Source organism: Mycobacterium sp. 852002-51057_SCH5723018 (genome assembly GCF_001667035.1).
Taxonomy (GTDB): domain Bacteria; phylum Actinomycetota; class Actinomycetes; order Mycobacteriales; family Mycobacteriaceae; genus Mycobacterium.
Map to the genome: position 1 here is coordinate 30,449 of NZ_LZIR01000004.1, position 18,830 is coordinate 49,278.

The window sequence follows — 18,830 nt, forward strand, 5'->3', positions numbered from 1 at the left end:
GGCCATGCGCCCGGCGCAAAGGCGTTAGGCCGGGAGGAGTTCGACGCCCGACAGCACCACGGCGTTGTCGCGGGCCGGCGCGACCACGCTGGCCAGGAACCGGCCTCCATAATCCGCCGATTCCTTCCAGATGCCGACGGTGAGCGTCTCGCCCGGATAGGCCACACCGGCGAACCGTGCGCCGTAGGCGGCCACCGCCCCGGCGTCGCCGTCCAGCAGCGAGTCGGTGATCGCCTTGCAGGTCATGCCGTAGGTGCACAGGCCGTGCAGGATGGGCTTGGAAAAGCCTGCGGCAGCGGCAAATTCGGGATCGGAGTGCAGCGGGTTGCGGTCGCCGCAGAGCCGATACAGCAGCGCCTGCTGCGGCAGGATCGGCATCTTCACCTCCAGGTCGGGCGCGCGGTCCGGCGCCGCGTCCGTGGAGGACGGTCCGCGCTCCCCGCCGAAGCCGCCCTCGCCGCGGGCGAAGATGGACCGCTTCTGGGTCCACAGCAGGGTGCCATCCGGGGCGCTGACCTTCGTCTCGCTCCAGATCACCGCGGCCTTGCCCTTGTCCCAGATGTCGGTGAACCGGGTGACGGCCTTCGCGGAGCCCGACGGCGGCAGCGGCGCGGGCACCTCGACCCGCTCGCTGGCGTGCAGCACCCTGCTCAGCTCGATGTCGATCCCGGGAAACTGCACCGTGGGCGGCTTGGTGGCGTGGAAGGTGGCGGCGACGTTGGCGAACGTCGGCAGCACCTGCGGGGTGTCGTCCACCAGGTAGCGCAGCTCGCGCGGGTCCATTGGGTCGGCGCCGGCGCCCAGGCCGAGATGGTAGAGCTGGATATCGCTGCTCACCCAGGAGAATTCGATGGGGTCGAGTTCCGCGGCCAGCGCGACTTCTACGTCGATCGGCATGATGGTTACCTTCCGGCCTCGCCGGCCAAATGCAGCGCCGCCAGGTACCCGAACGTCATCGCCGGGCCAATGGTGCCGCCCGGACCGGGATAGGTGTGTCCCATCACCGGGGCACTGACATTGCCTGCGGCGTAAAGGCCTTCGATGATGCTGCCGTCGTCGCGCAGTGCCCGGCCGTGCACGTCGGTGCGGATGCCGCCCTTGGTGCCCAGGTCGCCGGGCACCATTTTGGCGGCATAGTAGGGCGCGTGGCTGACCTCGCCGAGGTTCGGGTTCGGCTTGTTGGTGGGGTCGCCGTAATAGCGGTCGTAAGCGCTTTCGCCGCGGTGGTAGTCCTCGTCGACGCCTGACCGCGCAAAGCCGTTGAAGCGCCGAACGGTCGCCATGAACTCGTCGACCGGAAGGCCGGCCTTTTCGGCCAGCTGCTCGAGGGTGTCGGCCTGGATGATCACTCCGGATTCGAGCCACTTGCGCGGAATCCGTTGCCCCGGTTGCAGTCCGGCGAAGATGTAGCGGTCGCGATACTGCTGGTCGAACACCAGCCACGCCGGGATGTTCTCACCCGGGCCCGGCCCCTGGCCGTATTCCCCGCCGTACATGTGGTGGCAGGCTTCGACGTAGGGCATCGACTCGTTCATAAACCGCTTGCCCGATATGTTGACGATGATGGAACCCGGCGAGTTGCGCTCCGACAGCGCGAACCACGGCGCGCCCACCAGCGGCACCGTCGGGCCCCACCAGGCGTCCTCCATCAGATCCAGTGCGGCGCCGAGCTTTTCGCCGGCGACGATGCCGTCGCCGGTATTGGCCTTGGCGCCGACGGTCCACTCGGTGGTGATGGGCGCGCGCTGGTACTTCACCCGCATCTGTTCGTTGTGCTCGAACCCGCCGCTGGCCAGAATCACGCCACGCCGGGCCCGGATCAGCCGCGGCTCAGCCGATGCTTGATCCGTTTCAGGCGCGCCCGTGTCGCGGACGTAGACCCCGCACACCACACCGTCCTCGACGTAGAGGTCGGTGAGCGCGGTGTTCAGCAGCACCGGAACACCGGCGCGCTGCAACCCGATCCGCAGCGGCCCGATCAGCGCCCGTCCCATGCCGACCAGGTTCTTGCCGGTCGATTTGGCCCACATGGTGCGCGCGCCCACCTTCAGGCTGCGTAGCAGCCCGCGGGGGTGGCGCTTGAGTTGGTTAAGGCGCACGTAATCCTGTTGCATCACAACCACATTGAGGGGAACCTTGCCATAGGCAGGTTCGAGTCCGGCTTCATCTTCGCCGAGCTTGCGGGCATTGAACGGCTTCGGCTCGATCGACCGGCCCTCCGCGCGGCCACCTGGCGCCTCCGGGTAGTAGTCGGCGTAGCGCGGCACCCAGCACATCTTCAGGGGCGTGTGCTTGAGCACGAACGACAGCATCTCGGGTCCGCGCTCGAGGTAGGCGTCGATGCGCTCCGGCTCGACTTTGCTTACCGACGAGTCGCCGATGATGCCGTGCAGGTAGGTGCGGGCCGCCTCGGGGGTGTCCCGCACGCCGTCGCGCTTGAGCACCTCGTTGTTCGGAATCCAGACGCCGCCCCCGGAACGCGCGGTGGAGCCGCCGTAATGCGGGGCCTTCTCGATGACTATGGTCGATAGGCCCCGGTGCGCGGCGGTAAGGGCGGCGACCATGCCGGCGCCGCCGCTCCCGACCACGACGACGTCGTACTCCTCCTGCGCTGTCATGTAGAACACGTTATAGAATTGCCCGGGTTGGGCGCTACCGACCCGGTCAAACGAACGAGGGGACTTCGGCAAATGCTCAGTGTTGCGATCCGCGACGAGCTGGCCGCCGACCTGGCGCAGGCCGAGCGCAGCCGCGAGCCGATCGCCCCGCTGACGTCCGCCTATCCCGATTTGGACGTCGTCGACGCCTACGAAGTCCAGCTGATCAACATCCGTCAGCGCGTCGCCGAAGGCGCCCGGGTGGTGGGCCACAAGGTGGGCCTGTCGTCGCTGGCGATGCAACAGATGATGGGCGTCGACGAGCCCGACTACGGGCACCTGCTCGACGAGATGCAGGTGTTCGAAGACACCCCGGTCAAAGCGGGCCGGTACCTGTATCCGCGGGTGGAGGTCGAGGTGGGATTCATCCTGGCGGAGGACCTGCCGGGAGCCGGCTGCACCGAGGACGACGTGCTGGCCGCCACCGAGGCCCTGGCCCCCTCGATCGAGTTGATCGACACCAGGATCACCGACTGGAAGATCGCCTTGTGCGACACCATCGCCGACAACGCCTCGTCGGCGGGGTTCGTCCTCGGGTCGGGCCGCGTATCGCCGCGCGACGTGGACGTCAAGGCGATCGACGCGGTGCTGATCCGCAACGGCGAGGTGGTCGCCGAGGGCCGCAGCGACGCGGTGTTGGGCAATCCGGTCATCGCGGTGGCCTGGCTGGCCCGCAAGGTGGAAAGCTTTGGGGTGCGGCTACGTAAGGGCGACATCGTGCTACCCGGATCGTGCACCCGCGCGATCGACGCCCGCGCCGGCGATGAGTTCGTCGCCGACTTCGCGGGGCTGGGTTCGGTGCGGTTGTCGTTTGAATAGCCCCGGATTAGTTTTGAGTTAGTCCAGATACAGGAGTTGAGATGCCCTCAAAGGCGAGTGTGGCCATCGTTGGGTCGGGAAACATCAGCACCGATCTGCTCTACAAACTCCTGCGATCCGACTGGCTGGAACCACGCTGGATGGTGGGCATCGACCCGGAAAGCGAAGGCCTGGCGCGGGCCCGCAAGCTCGGTTTGGAGACCACCCACGAGGGCGTCGACTGGCTGCTGGCGCAGTCCGAGAAACCCGACCTGGTGTTCGAGGCAACCAGCGCCTACGTGCACCGCGACGCGGCGCCCAAGTATGCGGCGGCGGGCATCCGGGCCATCGACCTGACACCGGCCGCGGTGGGCCCGGCGGTGATTCCCCCGGCGAACCTGCGGGAGCACCTGGACGCGCCCAACGTCAACATGATCACCTGCGGGGGACAGGCGACCATTCCGATCGTGTATGCCGTTAGTCGCGCGTTGGTTGAAAAAGGCGGGGTTCCGTATGCGGAGATCGTGGCGTCGGTGGCGTCGGTGTCGGCGGGGCCGGGAACCCGCGCCAACATCGACGAGTTCACCAAGACCACCAGCAAGGGCGTTTCGACCATCGGCGGCGCGGCGCGCGGCAAGGCGATCATCATCCTGAACCCGGCCGACCCGCCAATGATCATGCGCGACACCATCTTCTGCGCCATCCCCGAGGACGCCGATCGCGAGGCGATCGCCAAATCCATCCACGAAGTGGTGGCCGAGGTGCAGACCTACGTGCCCGGCTACCGGCTGCTCAACGAGCCGCAGTTCGACGAGCCGTCGCTCAATTCCGGCGGCCAGGCCCTGGTCACGACGTTCATCGAGGTCGAGGGCGCCGGGGATTACCTGCCGCCGTACGCGGGCAACCTGGACATCATGACCGCGGCGGCCACCAAGGTCGGCGAGGAGATCGCGAAGGAATCCCTGTCCGCGACCGCGGGAGGAGTGCAGGCATGAGCACCCGCGCCGATGACGATGATCCCGGCTTGGCCGGGATAGGAGGAATGGCGCCAGAGCACCCGCGCCGATGGCGATGCACAGGGGGCGCCCCCAGCCGCGCAGCGGCGAGGGGGACGAAGCGATGAGGAGGAGTGGCGCCCATGAGTGATATCTTCTTCAACCCGATCTGGGACGTCCGGATGACCGACACGTCGCTGCGCGACGGGTCGCACCACAAACGCCACCAGTTCACCAAGGACGAGGTCGGCGGGATCGTGGCCGCCCTGGACGCCGCCGGGGTGCCGGTCATCGAGGTGACGCACGGCGACGGGCTGGGCGGGTCGAGCTTCAACTACGGCTTCTCCAAGACCCCCGAGCAGGAGCTGATCAAGCTCGCGGCCGAGACGGCGACAGAGGCCAAGATCGCGTTCCTGATGCTGCCCGGCGTCGGCACCAAGGACGACATCAAAGAGGCGCAGGACAACGGCGGGTCGATCTGCCGCATCGCCACGCACTGCACCGAGGCCGACGTCTCCATCCAGCACTTCGGGCTGGCGCGCGAGCTGGGCCTGGAAACCGTCGGGTTCTTGATGATGGCCCACACCATCCCGCCCGAGAAACTGGCCGCGCAGGCGCGCATCATGGCCGACGCCGGATGCCAGTGCGTCTACGTGGTCGATTCGGCCGGCGCGCTGGTCCTTGAAGGAGTCCGCGACCGGGTGGCCGCGCTTGTCGCCGAACTCGGTGACGACGCCCAAGTCGGCTTCCACGGGCATGAAAACCTGGGACTGGGGGTCGCCAACTCGGTCGAGGCCGTCCGCGCCGGCGCCAAGCAGATCGACGGCTCGTGCCGCCGCTTCGGGGCCGGCGCCGGCAACGCGCCCGTCGAGGCCCTGATCGGGGTCTTCGACAAGATCGGCGTGAAGACTGGCATCGACTTCTTCGACATCGCCGACGCCGCCGAGGACGTGGTGCGTCCGGCCATGCCCGCCGAATGCCTGCTCGACCGCAACGCCCTGATCATGGGCTACTCGGGGGTTTACTCCAGCTTCCTCAAGCACGCCGTGCGCCAGGCCGAACGCTACGGCGTCCCGGCCCACGCGCTGCTGCACCGAGCCGGCCAGCGCAAGCTGATCGGTGGCCAGGAAGACCAACTCATCGACATCGCGCTGGAGATCAAGCGCGAGCAAGAAGGCGGCGCCGTCGTCACGCATTGACGGCGGTGCCGACCGTAGGGCGTCGTGAGTTCGGCCGATCAGCGCATATCGGCGCGTCGGGCGCCGGCTTCTCCTAGAATTCTTTGAATCTGATGGAAGGCGGTAAGCCTTCCGTCGGTCTTGGCCTAGCGTTTGTATCGACTGCATTCGCCGCGAGGGGATTCGATGAGTTTTTTAACGTTGCCGCCGGAGATCAATTCGTTGCTGATGTACGCCGGTGCCGGCTCCGGGCCGATGCTGGAGGCCGCGGCGGCCTGGAACGGGCTGGCCAGCGAGCTGGCGTCGGCGGCCGAGTCGTTTTCGTCGGTGACTTCCGCATTGACGGGCCAGGCTTGGCAGGGCGCGGCGGCCGCGGCGATGGCGGCCGCCGCCGCCCCCTACGCCGGGTGGTTGAGCGCGGCGTCGGCTCAGGCGTCCGCGGCGGCGGCCCAAGCCCAGGCGGTGGTGAGCGCGTTCGAGTCGGCGCTGGCTGCGACCATCCACCCGCTGGAGGTACAGGCGAACCGTAACGGCTTGGTGCAGTTGGTGATGAGCAACCTGTTCGGGCAGAACTGGCCGGCGATCGCGGCGACCGAGTTCAACTACGCGGAGATGTGGGCCCAGGACGTGGCGGCGATGGTGGGCTACCACGGCGGGGCCTCGGCGGCGGCCGGCCAACTGCTGTCGGGACAGGCCAGCCTGCCGGCCATTCCCAGCCTGCCCGGCGCCGGGGCCATCGCCGGCAACTCGGGCCAGGCGGCCGGAAGCAGCGGCACCGGCACCTCGGGCAGCGGCGCCGTCGGCGGCCAGACCCAGGCCAACCCGAACGTGGGCGGCGGCAGCGTGGGCAGCGGTGGCAGCGGATACACCGACGGCGGGGCTTCTGAGGGCGTGTACGGCGGAAGCGTGGACAGTGGTTATGCCGGTGGCGCCGATCCCAGCGCCGGTGCCGTCGCTTCGGGTAGCAACACCGTTGGCAGCGCGGGCGTCGGCGGCGGCGTCGGCGGCGTCGCACCCACGGGCCTCATGGGGGCGGGCGGTATGGCCGCGATGATGGCCGCCTCGACGATGGGATCGTCGGCATCGTCTAAATCGTCGGCGCAACCGCCGGCACCGCCGGTGGCGAAGGACGCGGCAGTGGAGCCCGCACCGGAAGCGGTCGTGCAAACCGAAGCCGCCGAGGTCGCCGAAGCTGCGATTCCGGCGGCGGCCACCCCCCTTACCACCACACCGGCCGCGGCCGGACCGGCGGCGGAGGTGGCGCCGGCCGAGGCTGCGCCCGCCAAGACGAGCGAGCCCGGGGAGAGGGTGGCTTTGCAGACGCCCCTGCCGGAACCGCCCGCGGAAGCGTCGGAGACCCGGGTCAGGCAGATTTCGTAGTCGATGCCCGCAGGCCGCCTTCGGCGGCTGTCCGGTTCAGGCTAACGCGGGTAACCTCGGTCCCATGACCGTGACTTGGAGCTCTCGTCGGGGCGTGCTTGCCGGTGTACTGCTGGCCGCGACCGCGTCGGTGATGATCGCACTGCCGGTGGCGAACGCCGATCCCTCATGCAATCAGACCGTGGGTCAATCCATCGACTCATACCTGACCCGGCACCCCGACGTGAAGGCGGAACTGCAGGTCAGATCTCAGGCGGAGGGCGGCGGGCCCAACGTCTTGGACTACCTGAGCCGGCACCCGGACGTGCGGCAGCATCTGATCGACCTGTCCCAGCAGTGCGCGCCCTAGCGAGCGGGCCTAGTCTCTCAAGTTGCTAAACCCCGCCGACGACGCGCGGGAACGTTCGCCATTGACTAAAAAGTAGAACACGTTCTAGCGTCTAGGCGTGTCCCCTGATCCCTATTCCGGCCCCCTCACCGAAGCGATCGCCGAGGCCGAGAAACTCGTCGCGGCCGCACCGCACATCGAGACCGAAGCCGACCTGCTCGAAGGCCTGCAGTACCTGGCCGGGTGCATCTCGGGCTGTATGCATCTGGCTTTCGACTACGAGCGCGACCATCCGTTCCTGCAGTCGGGCACCGGGCCGTTCACCAAGATGGGCCTGGACAACCCCGACACCCTGTACTTCGGCACCCGCGTGCAGCCCGACCGCGACTACGTGGTCACCGGTCGGCGCGGAACCACCACCGACCTGAGCTTCCAGCTGCTCGGAGGTGAGTACACCGACGACAACGTGCCCGCCAGCCAGGCCGCCTTCGACGACCGCGAGCTCGAGATCGCCGCGGACGGCAGCTTCGAGTGGCGGGTGCGGCCGACGAGCATCGGGCAGTTAGTGATTCGCGAGGTGTACGGCGACTGGGCGGCGCAGCGCGGCACGCTGTCCATCGCCAGGCTGGACACCGCGGGTACCGCGCCCCCGCCGCTGACCCGTCAGACGATCGAAAAGCGTTACGCGACAGCGGGTAAGCAGCTGGTCAACCGCGTCAAGACGTGGTTGGAGTTCCCGAAGTGGTTCTACCTGAACATCCCGGTCAACACCATGGTCGCGCCCCGGTTGACGCCCGGCGGCCTGGCGACCCAGTACTCGTCGGCGGGACATTTCGACCTGCTGCCCGATCAGGCGCTGGTCATCACGATCCCGGTCTCCGACGCTCCGTATCTGGGCTTCCAGCTGGGCAGCATGTGGTACATCTCGCTTGACTACATCAACCATCAGACGTCGCTGAACAACACTCAGGCTCAAGCGGATCCGGACGGCAAGGTGCGCATCGTCGTCGCCGACCAGAACCCCGGTGTGGCGAATTGGGTCGAGACGCTGGGCCATCGGCGCGGCTTTTTGCAGTTCCGCTGGCAGCGGGTGTCCCGGGAGCTCACCGAGGCCGACGGGCCCACCGTCGAGCTGCTCGACTTCGATGCGGTCCCGGCCGCGCTGCCGTACTTCGAGCAAAACAAGATCTCCGATGACCAGTGGCGCGCCCGAATCGCGTTGCGCCAACAGCAGATCGCGGCCAGGATGCTGGGGTGACGATGTCAGGGATGCTCCAACGAAAGGTCGTTGTCATCAGCGGTGTCGGACCCGGGCTCGGGACAACGCTGGCGCACCGATGCGCGCGCGACGGCGCCGACCTGGTGCTGGCGGCGCGCAGCCTCGACCGGCTGGAGGCGGTCGCCAAGGAAATCAACGACACCGGGCGCAAGGCGTTGGCGGTGCGCGCCGACATCACCGACGACGACGAGGTCGCCTACCTCGTCGAGACCACGATGGCGACCTACGGCAGGACCGACGTCCTGGTCAACAACGCGTTCCGGGTGCCATCGATGAAACCGTTGGCGGGCACGTCTTTTCAGCACATTCGAGACGCCATCGAGCTCAGCGCGCTGGGCGCCCTGCGGCTGATCCAGGCTTTTACGCCGGCGCTCGAGGAGTCGGCGGGGTCGATCGTGAACGTCAATTCGATGGTGTTGCGGCACTCGCAGGCGAAATACGGCGCGTACAAGATGGCAAAGTCCGCCCTGCTGGCCATGTCGCAGTCACTGGCCACCGAACTCGGCGAGAAGGGTATCCGCGTCAATTCCGTCGCCCCCGGCTATATCTGGGGCGACACGTTGCAGGGCTACTTCGAACACCAGGCCGGCAAGTACGGCACCACAGTGGAGCAGATCTACCAGGCCACCGCCGCGAACTCCGACCTGAAGCGGCTGCCCACCGAGGACGAGGTGGCGTCGGCGATTCTTTTCCTGGCCAGTGATCTGTCCAGCGGCATCACCGGGCAGACCCTGGACGTCAACTGCGGGGAGTACCACAACTAATGACCGCCGCTGACGATGCAGAGCGGAGCGATGAGGAGGAGGCGGCGCGACAATGACCGATCGCACCGATGTCGGTACAGTCGATGAACTGCACGCCTCGGCCACCAAGCTGACCGGGCTCGACGATTTCGGCACCGACGACGACAACTACCTCGAGGCGCTCGAGGTGCTGCTGGACTCCTACCGGCGCGAAGCGAACCTGACGGTGTTGGGCAGCAAGATGAACCGGTTCTTCCTGCGCGGCGCGCTGGTGGCGCGGTTGCTGTCCGAATCGTCGTGGAAGCAGTATCCGCAACACGCCGACGTCGTCATCGAACGGCCGATCTTCGTCACCGGCCTGGTGCGCACCGGCACCACCGCGCTGCACCGGCTGCTCGGCGCCGACCCCGCGCATCAGGGCCTGCACATGTGGCTGGCCGAGTTCCCGCAACCGCGTCCGCCCCGGGAGACCTGGGACTCCCACCCGCTGTATCGGCAGCTCGATGCGCAATTCACCCAGCACCACCAGGAGAACCCCGACTACACGGGCCTGCATTTCATGGCCGCATACGAGCTGGAGGAATGCTGGCAGCTGTTGCGGCAATCGCTGCATTCGGTGTCCTACGAAACCCTGTCGCACCTGCCCAGTTACGCAAAGTGGTTGTCGGGGCAGGACTGGACGCCGTCGTATCGCCGGCACCGCGAGAACCTGCAACTGATCGGGCTCAACGACACAGAGAAGCGGTGGGTGCTGAAGAATCCCAGCCACCTGTTCGCGCTGGACGCGTTGATGGCGACCTATCCCGACGCGCTGGTGATCCAAACGCACCGGCCCGTCGAGACGATCATGGCGTCGATGTGCTCGCTGGCACAACACACCTCGGAGGGCTGGTCGCCAACTTTTGTCGGCGCCCAAATCGGCGCTGACTCAATGGATACCTGGTCGCGTGGGCTGGAGCGGTTCAACACCGCGCGGGCCAAATACGATCCGGCCCAGTTCTACGACGTCGACTACCGCGACCTGATCGCCGATCCGTTGGGCACCGTCGCCGAGATCTACCGGCACTTCGGTCTGACGCTGACCGACGAGGCGCGCGCCGCCATGGAAAAGAGCCACGCCGAAAGCAAATCCGGTGCGCGGGCGCCCAAACACAGGTATTCGCTTGCCGATTACGGGCTGACCGTCGAAGCGGTGAAGGAGCGGTTCGCCGGGCTGTGATCAGCCGCTGATTTGGTGCGGCCCGAGCCACACCCCGTCGGGAGGTCCGTTCGCGCCCGCCCGCTCACGGGCTGCGGCAAGCTCCGACGAGGCCGCGAATTGGCGCGCCGCGTCGATGTTTTCCATGTCCATCACCACGATGACGGTGTTCGGGTCATCGCCGTCGACGTAGGTCCCGGTTACGACCAGCCCATGTTGGCGGCGGATCGCGTCGAGATCGGCATCGCGGAACACGGCGTCCCACCGGTCGACGCTGGCGACTCGTTGTTTGACGAGCATGATTCCGGTCACGAAGACCTCCCAGTATGACACCATGTCTGCAGTTGTAGACATCGATCAGCCTAGCGCGGCCCGACGATTATGTCTACAGTCGTGGACCAAGTGAAAGGGGTTGCATGATCGGTGATCCGCCGCGACCGCGCCGCGACGCCGCAGCCACCAGGGCACGGCTGCTGGACGCGGCCCGGGAACTGTTTTTGAGCCGGGGCTACAGCGCCATCGGCCTGCGTGAGGTGGCGGCGAAGGCCGGTGTCGACGTCACCCTGGTCCGTCGCTATTTCGGCTCCAAACAACTGCTTTTCACGGAAGCCACCGACGTCTCGCAAAACGTCGAGGAAATCCGGGGTGCCACCGACGATGCAGTGGGGGAGCAGTTGATCGCCCGTGTCCTGGCCGCGCGGCGCGACGTCGATGCCCCGTTGTTCGCGCTGTTACGGTCCAGCGGCGACCCTTCCGTGGTGGCCCGCCTCAACGCCCAGATCGACGAGGGCCTCACCCGCAACCTGACCAAGCGGATCACTGTGGACCGGGCGAGGATTCGCGCGGACATGGTCACGGCCCTGCTCTTGGGCATCGGCGTGCAGCGCGTCCTGTTACACAAGAAGCCGATGGCGAGCGCCCGAGACGACGACATCGCGGTGGTGTTCCTGGAGGCGTTCGAAGCGATAACCAAACTGCCCCAGGGGCGTTGACTCAGTCGGCGTGCGGGTCGTCCGGGTGTTCCAGATAGCCCTCGGCGGCCGCGTGTTCGATGCTGTCGCTCAGCTTGGGGCATGCCCGGGTACGTGCCGTATCCCCGCCGGACTGGCGGACTTCGGTAAAGTAGGCGCAACGCTGCGCGGCTTCGGAGTTCCACTGCACCGCGGTGTGACCGGGCCCGAGCCTTTTGACGGTGACCGTGACGTGGCAGTACCGGCAATCCACCGGCAACAGCCCCGAGGTCAGATAGCGCTCACGGTCGGCGCGGCTGGCCTCGGCCACCGCGGCGGCCCGCTGGGGATCGTTGGCGAAATCTCTTGACTTCGACCAAGAATCGCTGCCAGCCCCGGCCGGCCGCTCGTCGTGATCGTGGTGATCGCCGTGCAGCAACAGCATCGACCGGGCGAGCCGATCGACGTCGGGCACCGCTGGCTGATCGTCGGGCATGGTCCTAGTGTTGTTCGGCGGGTACGCCTTCGGATTTAGGGTCGGACTCGTCCTCCCGCGCCTTCAAGTTCTCTTCGACCTCGGTGTTCCAGTACTCGTTGGCGCGTGAGGTATCGACCTCAATCTCGAAGCGCTCCACCATTTCCGGCTGGATGTCGGCTACGTCGACATAGAACTGCTGATACCAGCGGCGGAGTTGGTAGACGGCGCCGTCCTCCTCGACCAGCAGCGGGTTGTCGATTCTGGTCTTGTGCTTCCAGATCTCGACGTCCTGCAGGAAGCCCTTGCTGACACCTTCGGTGAAGACCCGCGACAGCTTGTCGGTCATCTTTTCGTCCATGCCCTTGGGCTTTTCGACAATCACGCCCCACTGCAACATGAAGGAGTTCTGCGTGACCGGGTAGTGGCAGTTGATCAGGATCGACTCGGCCTTGTAGTCGCCGTAGCGATTGTGCAGCCAGTTGATCATGAACGACGGCCCGAAGTACGACGCTTCCGAATCCAGGTGCGCCTCACCGTACGAGGTGCCCAGGTCATTGACGTCGGGCCGGCCCACGTTGTGCAGGTATTGCGAGGCGATGTGGCCCTCGAAGACGTTCTTGAAGTATGTCGGCAACCCGAAATGGATGTAGAAGAAGTGCGCCATGTCGGTGACGTTGTCGATGATGTCGCGGCAGTTGGACCCCTCGATGAGGATGCTGTTCCACCGCCAGTCGGTCCATTCGTCGCTGCTGGCTTCGGCAAGCTCGGGGATCCTCACCGCGGGATCCGGCGGATTGCCCTCGTGGTCGTGCCAGACGAACAGCAGTCCGCTGCGCACGTCCGTGGTCCACGACCGGGTGCGGGCCGTCTTGGGGGTGCGCTTGGCGTACGGCACCAGCTTGCAACGGCCGTCGCCGCCCCAACGCCAGTCGTGGAACGGGCAGGCGACCTCGTCGCCCTTGATGGTGCCCATGGACAGGTCACCGCCCATGTGCCGGCAGTAGCCGTCGAGCACCTTGATGTCCCCGTGGGAGTCGGCGAATACCACCAGCTTGGTGCCGAACGCCTGCACGGCGTGCGGCTTTCCGTCTTGGAAGTCCTTCGCGACGCCGAGGCAGTGCCAGCCGCGCGCGTACCTTGTCGGCAAGGTGCCGGAATCGATTTCCCGGATGCCGACCGCGTTGGTGTCGGTACTCACCTGTCACCTCCAGCTCGTCCTAATTAGAACACGTTACAGTTTTGGGCCCGGCTGGCGCAACGAAGGCTTGCCTGGCCATGGGATATCCCGCGATGAACCTGCGCTCGGTGTATACCTAGGCGATGCCGCTGTTTGCTTTCGAGGGTCGGTCGCCGCACATCGATCCCAGCGCGTTCGTGGCCCCGACCGCGACGCTGATCGGCGACGTCACCGTGGAGGCGGGCGCATCGGTGTGGTTCAACGCCGTGCTGCGCGGCGACTACGGGCCGATCGTGGTGCGCGAAGGCGCCAACATTCAGGACGGCTCGGTGTTGCACGCGCCGCCCGGCATTCCGGTCGACATCGGACCCGGTGCGACGGTGGCGCACATGTGCGTCATCCACGGGGTCCACGTCGGGCCTGAGGCTTTGATCGCCAACCATGCAACGGTGCTCGACGGCGCGGTGATCGGGGCGCGCAGCCTGGTTGCCGCGCACTCGCTCGTGACGGCCGGCACCCAGATTCCGGCGGGGGTGCTGGCGGTCGGGTCACCGGCGCAGGTGAAGGGCCCGATCGCGGGGACCGGCGCGGAAATGTGGATCAACGTCAACCCGCAGGCGTACCGCGATCTGGCGCAGCGGCACATGGCCGGGCTGGAGCCGATTTAGCGGGCGTCGGCGTTTGGACCCGGGCGGAGGCCCACTGCTCCCCGCGGCTCCATGCACCGTGGATGAGAACGACGTGCTTGTCAGACACAGGGATAAGCGTGACATCGGAGGTCGACGAGCGTGAACTCTGTGACGCTCAATCGGCGTGTCGCGCCGTGAATTGCACAGTGAGCCGGTGGTTTAGCCCGAGACCTTCTTGGCGCTAGCGGCGGCGCGGTCCATCTCCCAGTACGCGCGCAGGGCGACCATCTGGCCCTCGTCGTTGGCCTTGTAGGTGAACACGCCTTCGGCGGTGATCTGATAATCGCCCGTGGTGATGAGGATGTGGCCGACGTTGGCCTCCTCGTTGCCGCATTGGTAGGTGTCGCGGAACACGAACTCGATCTTGTCGGTGGGGGCGATGGCCTTGTCCCAGAACGCCGAGATCGCGTCGCGGCCCCGGTGCCCCGTGCCCTCGGGGTCGAAAGCCGACGGCCCGATAGGGTCCTCCACGATGGCGCCGTCGGCGAACACCGACAGCCACGCCTCCTTGTCCCGGGCGATGACGGCCTCGCGGGAGCGGCGACCGGCCTCGTGGGCGGGGTGCTTGGTCTTGCTCTGAACGCCGGTCATGCCGGGACCGTTTCGGGCTTGTCCGCGCCGACCACCCACATGGAGTAGTACTGCGAACCCCCGCCATAGGCATGCCCCAACGCCTTTCGCGCGCCCGGCACCTGGTGGTCGCCGCCCTTGCCCATCACCTGGATCGCCGCCTCGGCGAAGCGAATCAGGCCCGACGCCCCGATCGGGTTGGACGACAGCACGCCGCCCGACGGGTTCACCGGTAGCCGTCCGCCGATCGCCGTCTCGCCGGCCTCGGTGAGCTTCCAGCCCTCGCCCTCGGGGGCAAATCCGAGGTTTTCCAACCACATCGGCTCGAACCAGGAGAACGGCACGTAGATTTCGGCGGCATCGATCTCGTCGATCGGGCTGGTGATGCCGGCCGCCTTCCACAGCGCGGCGGCCGCGTCGCGTCCGGCCCGCGGGCTGACCTGGTCACGGCCCGAGAACTGCAGCGGCTCGGTGCGCAGCGCGGTGGCATGGATCCACGCCACCGGATTGTCTTGCGCCAGCTGGGCTTCGGCGATCTCCTCGTTGCCGATGACCACCGCCGCCGCGCCGTCGGAGGATGGGCACGTCTCGTCGTAGCGGATCGGGTCCCACAGCATGGGGGAGTCCATCACCTTCTCCAGGGTGATGTCGGGCTGGTGCAGGTGCGCCAGCGGGTTGCGGGCCCCGTTGAGCCGGTCCTTGACAGCGACCATGGCGCCGATGTTCAACGGTGCGCCCGAGCGGCGGATGTACGACCGCACGTGCGGTGCGAAATAGCCGCCCGCACCGGCACCGACGGGCTTGATGAAGGGGATCGGAATCGACAACGCCCACATGGCGTTTGACTCCGACTGCTTCTCCCAGGCCATCGCCAGCACGCGCCGGTATTTTCCGGACTGCACCAGGCTGGCGGCCACCACCCCGGTGGAGCCGCCCACCGACCCCGCGGTGTGCACCCGGATCAGCGGCTTGCCGGTGGCTCCCATCGCGTCGGCCATGAACAGCTCGGGCATCATGACGCCCTCGAAGAAGTCGGGCGCCTTGCCCACCACGACGGCGTCAATGTCGTCGAAGGTGGAACCGGAGTCCTCCAGCGCCCGGTCGATGGACTCTCGCACCAGTCCGTTCATCGAAACGTCGTGGCGCTTGGTCACATACTTTGTCTGCCCGGTACCGAGTACCGCGGCTAGGTTTGCCCCTGCGCCGGCCATCAGTTCTTCCCTTCCATGACCGCAACCAGGTTCTGCTGCAGGGCGGGACCGCTGGTGGCGTGCGCCAGCACCCGCTCGGCCGAACCGTCCCAGATGTGTTGTGCCGCAAATCCGATGCGCTCGAGCCCGGCGACGAACATGGGGTTGGCCGCCAGCGTGCCGCCGGACGGATTGACTCTCGTCGCCCCGGGTATCCGGATGGCCTCCGCGATGATCAGATGCTGATGGCTGAAGGGCGCGTGAATCTCAGCCACGTCGAGGTTGCGGATGTACCCGCCGGTGGCCGCCTTGGTCGCCGCCGTGGTCGACGGTGACTCGGTGAGGTCGCGTACACCCAGCGATGGCGACTCGATGCGGTGTTCGATACCGGTGATCCAGGCCGGATTTTCGCGCAATTCGCGAGCGCGGTCATCGGCGGCGAGCACGATCGCGGCTGCCCCGTCGGTGATCGGTGCGATGTCGTGGCGCCGCAGCGGGTCGGCGAAGAACGGCCGCTCGAGCAGATCGTCCATGCTGACCGCCGGCGGCTCGGCGTCCACCCGGGGGGCGTTGGCAAGCGACTCGAACGCGACGCGCGCCATGTGCTCGAAGCTCCACTTGCCGGATTCGAGTCCCATGCGGGCCTGCAGTCCAGCCATCGACACCGAGTCCGGCCACAGCGGCGCGACCGTGTAGGGGTCGGTCTGCCGCGACAGGACGCGACGCAGGACTCCGGCCGAGGACTTCCCGAAGCCGTACACCAGCGCGGTGTCGACCTCGCCGGTCAGGATCTTGATGTAGGCCTCGTAAAGGGCCCACGCCGCGTCCATCTCGACGTGCGATTCGTTTATCGGGGGGACGGCACCGATCGAGTCGATGGCCGAGATGAACGAAAACGCCCGTCCGGCAAGGTAATCGGACGACCCCGAACACCAGAAGCCGATGTCGGCCTTCGTGATGCCCAGGTCCTCATACAGCTGCGCGAAGCACGGCATCAACATCTCGACGCCGTTGGTGGTGCCGTCGGTGCGGCGGACATGCGGCGCGTGGGCAAAGCCGACGACCGCAATGTTGCGAGCGCTCATTGCAAGTAGGCCCTTTACAGGTGGTGCTTGTAGGTGTCGTACTCGGCGTCGGGTTCCCCGGTCGGCCGGAAGTACTCGATGTTATCGATGCCAAAACCCCACTGGTCGCGAGGTTTCCACACCGCCTCGACCCGCATCCCCATCCGCACCTCGTGGGCGTCGATGTCGGCGACCAGGTGCAAGAAGGGAATGTCGGCGCCGTCGAGCAGCACATAGGCGGCCACGTACGGCGGCTTGATGCGCTGCCCCTGGAATGGGATGTTGATGATCGCGAACGTCGTCACCGTGCCCTTGTCGGGCAGCTCGACGAACTCGGTGGTCGGCTGGCCGGTGGCCGGGTCGGCGCCGTGCGGCGGGAAGTACACCTTTCCGTTCTTGCCGGTCCGTGCGCCGAGCAACTTGCCCTCGGCGATGGCCCGCAGGTAGGCGCTCTCCTCGTGCGAGGCGGTGTGCTGAATCGTCATCTCGATCGGGGTGACGATCATGGTGACCGGCTCTTGGTCGCCCGACGGCTGGGGGACCGGTTCGGGCTCGTCACCCAGTTCGAAGTAGGCGATGTCGGTGATGGCGCCGACGGTCTCGTCGGCCCAGTGCACGTGCACCCGCGTGCCGGTGCGAACCGCGTCTGGTTCGCCGGCATCCACCGCGTGCATCAGCAGCGTGTCCGCGCCGTCCAGCTTGATCAGCGCCCAGGCGAAAGGCCGGTCCAGCGGCTGCCCCTCCAGCGGCTCGGGCTGCCACGTCCAGGACGCGACGGTGCCCACGGCCGACACCGGTACCATCTCGCCCAGCGGTTCATAGGTAACCGGGTCATATTCCGCCGGCGGGACGTGCACCCGGCGATCCGATCCGCGCACCCCCAGGATGCGGCGTTCACGCAAGGCGGTGAAGAACTGGCCGAGCGTCGGGCCAACCGAACGGGTGTAGTCGAACGACAACGTCAGCGGCGCGGAAAGTGGTGGCTCAGGGTGGTCGATCAGGGATGGGCTGCTCGAACTGGCTGTCACGCCTTCGAGTAGAACAGGTTCTAAGTTTCGTTTCAACACTGGGTCGGGAAGGGCAGAGGCGATGAAGCTAGGGCTGCAGCTGGGGTATTGGGGCGCTCAACCGCCGGGCAACGCGGGCGAGCTGGTCGCCGCGGCCGAGGAAGCCGGGTTCGACGCCGTGTTCACCGCCGAGGCGTGGGGATCCGACGCGTACACCCCGCTTGCCTGGCTGGGTTCGTCGACGCAGCGGGTGCGGCTGGGCACGTCGGTCGTGCAGCTGTCGGCGCGCACTCCGACGGCGTGCGCGATGGCCGCGCTGACGCTGGATCACTTGAGCGGGGGCCGGCACATCCTGGGGCTGGGCGTGTCCGGCCCGCAGGTGGTCGAGGGCTGGTACGGCCAGCGGTTCCCCAAGCCGCTGGCGCGCACCCGTGAGTACATCGACATCCTGCGGCAGGTGTGGGCCCGGGAGGCGCCGGTGACCAGTTCTGGACCGCACTACCCCCTGCCCCTGACGGGGTCTGAGACCACCGGCCTGGGCAAGGCGTTGAAGCCCATCACCCACCCGTTGCGCGCCGACATCCCGATCATGCTGGGCGCCGAGGGCCCCAAGAACGTCGCGCTGGCGGCCGAGATCTGCGACGGCTGGCTGCCCATCTTCTACACGCCGCGGATGGCCGACACCTATAACGAATGGCTCGACGAGGGTTTCGCCCGGCCCGGGGCGCGCCGCGGCCGCGAGGACTTCGAGATCTGCGCGACGGCCAACATCGTCATCACCGACGACCGCAGCGCCGCCTTCGCGGCCATGAAGCCCTATCTGGCGCTCTACATGGGCGGCATGGGCGCAGAAGACACCAATTTCCACGCCGACGTCTACCGCCGGATGGGCTATGCCGAGGTCGTCGACGACGTGACGACACTTTTCCGCAGCAACCAGAAGGACAAGGCGGCCACGGTCATCCCCGACGAGCTGGTCGACGACGCCGCGATCGTGGGCGACGTGGACTACGTGCGTAAGCAAATCAAGGTGTGGGAGGCCGCCGGCGTGACCATGATGGTGGTTTCCGGCCGCAGCCCGGAGCAGGTCCGTGAGGTCGCCGCACTCATCTAGGCGGGGCTTGCCGGACCAATAGAACGGGTTCTAGA

20 protein-coding genes are annotated in these 18,830 nt (G+C 67.0%); 11 read left to right on the plus strand and 9 right to left on the minus strand.

Features of this window, described 5'->3' with window-relative positions; genetic code table 11:
- Nucleotides 1-24 precede the first annotated feature (24 nt).
- The gene (locus A5764_RS00750) at nt 25-897 is read right to left on the minus strand and encodes a MaoC/PaaZ C-terminal domain-containing protein (protein WP_067107010.1); all 873 of its coding nucleotides are present in this window, start codon (nt 895-897) and stop codon (nt 25-27) included.
- 5 nt (nt 898-902) lie between these two features.
- Nucleotides 903-2,618 carry a 3-oxosteroid 1-dehydrogenase gene (kstD, locus tag A5764_RS00755; protein WP_067107562.1) on the minus strand — a complete coding sequence of 572 codons (1,716 nt, stop codon included), beginning with the start codon at nt 2,616-2,618 and terminating at the stop codon, nt 903-905.
- A 72-nt stretch (nt 2,619-2,690) separates the two neighbouring features.
- Between kstD and A5764_RS00760 the strand changes: the two genes are divergently transcribed.
- From A5764_RS00760 to A5764_RS00795, 8 genes are all read left to right on the plus strand, one after another.
- On the plus strand, nt 2,691-3,476 hold the full coding sequence (locus A5764_RS00760) for a 2-keto-4-pentenoate hydratase (RefSeq protein ID WP_067107013.1): 786 nt from the start codon (nt 2,691-2,693) through the stop codon (nt 3,474-3,476).
- Nucleotides 3,477-3,517: 41 nt separating this feature from the next.
- Complete coding sequence (locus A5764_RS00765) at nt 3,518-4,450, plus strand: acetaldehyde dehydrogenase (acetylating) (protein ID WP_067107016.1); 933 nt, start codon at nt 3,518-3,520, stop codon at nt 4,448-4,450.
- Nucleotides 4,451-4,593: 143 nt separating this feature from the next.
- Nucleotides 4,594-5,649, plus strand: a complete 1,056-nt coding sequence (gene dmpG / locus A5764_RS00770; protein ID WP_067107019.1) for a 4-hydroxy-2-oxovalerate aldolase — start codon at nt 4,594-4,596, stop codon at nt 5,647-5,649.
- Between the two features lie 165 nt (nt 5,650-5,814).
- The gene (locus A5764_RS00775; RefSeq protein WP_067107022.1) at nt 5,815-7,008 is read left to right on the plus strand and encodes a PPE family protein; all 1,194 of its coding nucleotides are present in this window, start codon (nt 5,815-5,817) and stop codon (nt 7,006-7,008) included.
- 64 nt (nt 7,009-7,072) lie between these two features.
- Nucleotides 7,073-7,357 (plus strand): hypothetical protein, encoded by a 285-nt coding sequence (locus A5764_RS00780; RefSeq protein ID WP_067107025.1) that lies wholly within the window; start codon nt 7,073-7,075, stop codon nt 7,355-7,357.
- A gap of 97 nt (nt 7,358-7,454) precedes the next feature.
- Complete coding sequence (locus A5764_RS00785; protein ID WP_067107027.1) at nt 7,455-8,594, plus strand: hypothetical protein; 1,140 nt, start codon at nt 7,455-7,457, stop codon at nt 8,592-8,594.
- A 2-nt stretch (nt 8,595-8,596) separates the two neighbouring features.
- Nucleotides 8,597-9,379, plus strand: a complete 783-nt coding sequence (locus tag A5764_RS00790) for an SDR family oxidoreductase (RefSeq protein ID WP_067107030.1) — start codon at nt 8,597-8,599, stop codon at nt 9,377-9,379.
- 52 nt (nt 9,380-9,431) lie between these two features.
- The gene (locus A5764_RS00795) at nt 9,432-10,577 is read left to right on the plus strand and encodes a sulfotransferase (protein WP_067107033.1); all 1,146 of its coding nucleotides are present in this window, start codon (nt 9,432-9,434) and stop codon (nt 10,575-10,577) included.
- Here the strand turns inward: A5764_RS00795 and A5764_RS00800 are convergent, their stop codons facing one another.
- On the minus strand, nt 10,578-10,910 hold the full coding sequence (locus tag A5764_RS00800; RefSeq protein WP_231989564.1) for a hypothetical protein: 333 nt from the start codon (nt 10,908-10,910) through the stop codon (nt 10,578-10,580).
- A 62-nt stretch (nt 10,911-10,972) separates the two neighbouring features.
- On the opposite strand from A5764_RS00800, the gene A5764_RS00805 reads away from it, so the two are divergent.
- Entirely contained in the window at nt 10,973-11,548 is a 576-nt protein-coding gene (locus tag A5764_RS00805) for a TetR/AcrR family transcriptional regulator (protein WP_067107036.1), read from the plus strand.
- A 1-nt stretch (nt 11,549) separates the two neighbouring features.
- On the opposite strand, the gene A5764_RS00810 is transcribed toward A5764_RS00805, so the two are convergent.
- Nucleotides 11,550-12,002 carry a hypothetical protein gene (locus A5764_RS00810; RefSeq protein WP_067107039.1) on the minus strand — a complete coding sequence of 151 codons (453 nt, stop codon included), beginning with the start codon at nt 12,000-12,002 and terminating at the stop codon, nt 11,550-11,552.
- A 4-nt stretch (nt 12,003-12,006) separates the two neighbouring features.
- Entirely contained in the window at nt 12,007-13,182 is a 1,176-nt protein-coding gene (locus tag A5764_RS00815; protein ID WP_067107042.1) for a Rieske 2Fe-2S domain-containing protein, read from the minus strand.
- A gap of 122 nt (nt 13,183-13,304) precedes the next feature.
- Between A5764_RS00815 and A5764_RS00820 the strand changes: the two genes are divergently transcribed.
- Nucleotides 13,305-13,829 carry a gamma carbonic anhydrase family protein gene (locus tag A5764_RS00820; RefSeq protein WP_067107045.1) on the plus strand — a complete coding sequence of 175 codons (525 nt, stop codon included), beginning with the start codon at nt 13,305-13,307 and terminating at the stop codon, nt 13,827-13,829.
- Nucleotides 13,830-14,009: 180 nt separating this feature from the next.
- On the opposite strand, the gene A5764_RS00825 is transcribed toward A5764_RS00820, so the two are convergent.
- The 4 genes from A5764_RS00825 to A5764_RS00840 are packed head-to-tail and all read right to left on the minus strand — an operon-like array spanning nt 14,010 to nt 17,702.
- Nucleotides 14,010-14,441: a nuclear transport factor 2 family protein gene (locus tag A5764_RS00825; RefSeq protein WP_067107047.1), complete on the minus strand. Its 432-nt coding sequence runs from the start codon at nt 14,439-14,441 to the stop codon at nt 14,010-14,012.
- Nucleotides 14,438-15,631: a thiolase domain-containing protein gene (locus A5764_RS00830; protein ID WP_067107050.1), complete on the minus strand. Its 1,194-nt coding sequence runs from the start codon at nt 15,629-15,631 to the stop codon at nt 14,438-14,440. Before A5764_RS00830 ends, A5764_RS00825 begins: the two co-directional genes overlap by 4 nt.
- Nucleotides 15,631-16,695 (minus strand): thiolase domain-containing protein, encoded by a 1,065-nt coding sequence (locus A5764_RS00835; protein ID WP_067107052.1) that lies wholly within the window; start codon nt 16,693-16,695, stop codon nt 15,631-15,633. Before A5764_RS00835 ends, A5764_RS00830 begins: the two co-directional genes overlap by 1 nt.
- 14 nt (nt 16,696-16,709) lie before the next feature.
- Entirely contained in the window at nt 16,710-17,702 is a 993-nt protein-coding gene (locus A5764_RS00840) for a Zn-ribbon domain-containing OB-fold protein (protein ID WP_067107055.1), read from the minus strand.
- A gap of 61 nt (nt 17,703-17,763) precedes the next feature.
- Between A5764_RS00840 and A5764_RS00845 the strand changes: the two genes are divergently transcribed.
- Nucleotides 17,764-18,795 (plus strand): LLM class F420-dependent oxidoreductase, encoded by a 1,032-nt coding sequence (locus A5764_RS00845; protein WP_067107058.1) that lies wholly within the window; start codon nt 17,764-17,766, stop codon nt 18,793-18,795.
- Nucleotides 18,796-18,830: the final 35 nt, after the last annotated feature.

What these genes read in the sequence shown, in the direction of transcription:
- A5764_RS00750 (WP_067107010.1), bottom strand. Translation starts at nt 897, where the DNA reads ATGCCGATCGACGTAGAAGTCGCGCTGGCCGCGGAACTCGACCCCATC.
- A5764_RS00760 (WP_067107013.1), top strand. Translation starts at nt 2,691, where the DNA reads ATGCTCAGTGTTGCGATCCGCGACGAGCTGGCCGCCGACCTGGCGCAG.
- A5764_RS00805 (WP_067107036.1), top strand. Translation starts at nt 10,973, where the DNA reads ATGATCGGTGATCCGCCGCGACCGCGCCGCGACGCCGCAGCCACCAGG.
- A5764_RS00790 (WP_067107030.1), top strand. Translation starts at nt 8,597, where the DNA reads ATGTCAGGGATGCTCCAACGAAAGGTCGTTGTCATCAGCGGTGTCGGA.
- A5764_RS00845 (WP_067107058.1), top strand. Translation starts at nt 17,764, where the DNA reads ATGAAGCTAGGGCTGCAGCTGGGGTATTGGGGCGCTCAACCGCCGGGC.
- A5764_RS00825 (WP_067107047.1), bottom strand. Translation starts at nt 14,441, where the DNA reads ATGACCGGCGTTCAGAGCAAGACCAAGCACCCCGCCCACGAGGCCGGT.
- A5764_RS00810 (WP_067107039.1), bottom strand. Translation starts at nt 12,002, where the DNA reads ATGCCCGACGATCAGCCAGCGGTGCCCGACGTCGATCGGCTCGCCCGG.
- A5764_RS00780 (WP_067107025.1), top strand. Translation starts at nt 7,073, where the DNA reads ATGACCGTGACTTGGAGCTCTCGTCGGGGCGTGCTTGCCGGTGTACTG.
- A5764_RS00835 (WP_067107052.1), bottom strand. Translation starts at nt 16,695, where the DNA reads ATGAGCGCTCGCAACATTGCGGTCGTCGGCTTTGCCCACGCGCCGCAT.
- A5764_RS00820 (WP_067107045.1), top strand. Translation starts at nt 13,305, where the DNA reads ATGCCGCTGTTTGCTTTCGAGGGTCGGTCGCCGCACATCGATCCCAGC.
- A5764_RS00775 (WP_067107022.1), top strand. Translation starts at nt 5,815, where the DNA reads ATGAGTTTTTTAACGTTGCCGCCGGAGATCAATTCGTTGCTGATGTAC.
- A5764_RS00800 (WP_231989564.1), bottom strand. Translation starts at nt 10,910, where the DNA reads ATGTCTACAACTGCAGACATGGTGTCATACTGGGAGGTCTTCGTGACC.
- A5764_RS00795 (WP_067107033.1), top strand. Translation starts at nt 9,432, where the DNA reads ATGACCGATCGCACCGATGTCGGTACAGTCGATGAACTGCACGCCTCG.
- dmpG (WP_067107019.1), top strand. Translation starts at nt 4,594, where the DNA reads ATGAGTGATATCTTCTTCAACCCGATCTGGGACGTCCGGATGACCGAC.
- A5764_RS00830 (WP_067107050.1), bottom strand. Translation starts at nt 15,631, where the DNA reads ATGGCCGGCGCAGGGGCAAACCTAGCCGCGGTACTCGGTACCGGGCAG.
- kstD (WP_067107562.1), bottom strand. Translation starts at nt 2,618, where the DNA reads ATGACAGCGCAGGAGGAGTACGACGTCGTCGTGGTCGGGAGCGGCGGC.
- A5764_RS00765 (WP_067107016.1), top strand. Translation starts at nt 3,518, where the DNA reads ATGCCCTCAAAGGCGAGTGTGGCCATCGTTGGGTCGGGAAACATCAGC.